The 1,112-nt window shown below is 64.4% G+C and carries 2 protein-coding genes; both read right to left on the bottom strand.

Annotation, left to right across the window (positions count from 1 at the left end):
* Positions 1–96: 96 nt before the first annotated feature.
* A complete protein-coding gene (locus tag ACFQ6N_RS41085) occupies positions 97–759 on the bottom strand; it encodes a hypothetical protein (protein ID WP_053448777.1) in 663 nt (220 codons plus the stop codon).
* Positions 760–863: 104 nt separating this feature from the next.
* The coding region (locus ACFQ6N_RS41080; protein WP_380659234.1) for an energy transducer TonB at positions 864–1,112 on the bottom strand (249 nt) is incomplete at its 5' end.

Raw genomic sequence — 1,112 nt, 5'->3', positions numbered from 1 at the left:
GTGTTCGCATGATTGCCCTGGCAACAGGCAGGGCGACGTGCGTGTTGGGTGCGCTGGCCTGATCCTGTTGGCTGACATCAGCGGTCCGGGCGGCTGTCATGGCTGACCCTGCGATCGGGTGTGACCGGCCAGCAACAGCATCGGCATCGTGGACTGGATCAGCGGAGTAAGCAGCGCTTGCCCATCGACGAAAAAGTAGTTGCCGTTTGCATCAGCCGTGAGAGTGACGGTATCGGTAATCGAGCGTCGGGGCAGCGTTGGCACGGTGGTTGTAATCAGCCCATAGGCGAATGATGCGTCGGCCCTCATTCTGCTGATGACTTCGTCGGTCAACGGAGGTGCCGCCGCGTCCCAGTCCGGAACCTGGCAGCGGAATGACAACGTCACCTGCTGGAGGCCCTGCGCGCTTTCATTGACAGGCACTGCCGACGTCGCACGGCAGTGGCTGCGCAGGTACGTCGACCTGATCACTTCGCCGAGCGGCGCGGCGAACTCGGGCGGGATGTCGTCGTCGATCTCGCCCTTCGCAAGCGCCTCAACCATTTCTGGCACGAGGCGCGCAGCCTTGACTGCGAGCGGGGCGTCGCCATGCTGGGCAGCGTGCATGGCACGGTGGAGGGTGTCGCCCGCCTCAGCATCACTTTCAAGCAGTGCCCTGGCAAACAGGTCGAACGCCTGCTCAGGGCTGAGCTTTCCGGTCGGCGTTGCATGTGAAGCAAAGGGGATGAAGAGCAGGAGCAGGAGGCACGGAATCCGCATTGGAACGTCCCGTTGGAAGGACTGCCAGCCTCACCTCGGAATCGGGCAGGATCCATGCAATAAGTACGAAAGGCATGGCCTGTGGCCGCTGGCCAGGCGCGGCATCAACGAGGTGGAGGCCGAGGCGCAGACGCCTCTGCCTGTGGCGCTTTGCCGCTCTGCGGCCAGGTCACGACGTTGAAGTGGAACCATGCCTCCACATCGCCGCCGGTGTCGCGGCCGTCGCGGTGTGCGGGCAGATAGCACCAGTCCCTGGCAGCGGCCATCGCCGCCTCGGCAAGCTGGGGATGGCCGCTGGACTCCAGTACACGGATTCCGGCCAGTCGGCCAGTGGCCTCCACCCGCATCTGCAG

The organism is Kitasatospora sp. NPDC056446, assembly GCF_042796115.1.
GTDB lineage: Bacteria > Actinomycetota > Actinomycetes > Streptomycetales > Streptomycetaceae > Kitasatospora.
Note: the sequence above shows the minus strand (reverse complement) of the source record. Positions and strands in the feature narration are given on the sequence as shown.

What these genes read in the sequence shown, in the direction of transcription:
- ACFQ6N_RS41085 (WP_053448777.1), bottom strand. Translation starts at nt 759, where the DNA reads ATGCGGATTCCGTGCCTCCTGCTCCTGCTCTTCATCCCCTTTGCTTCA.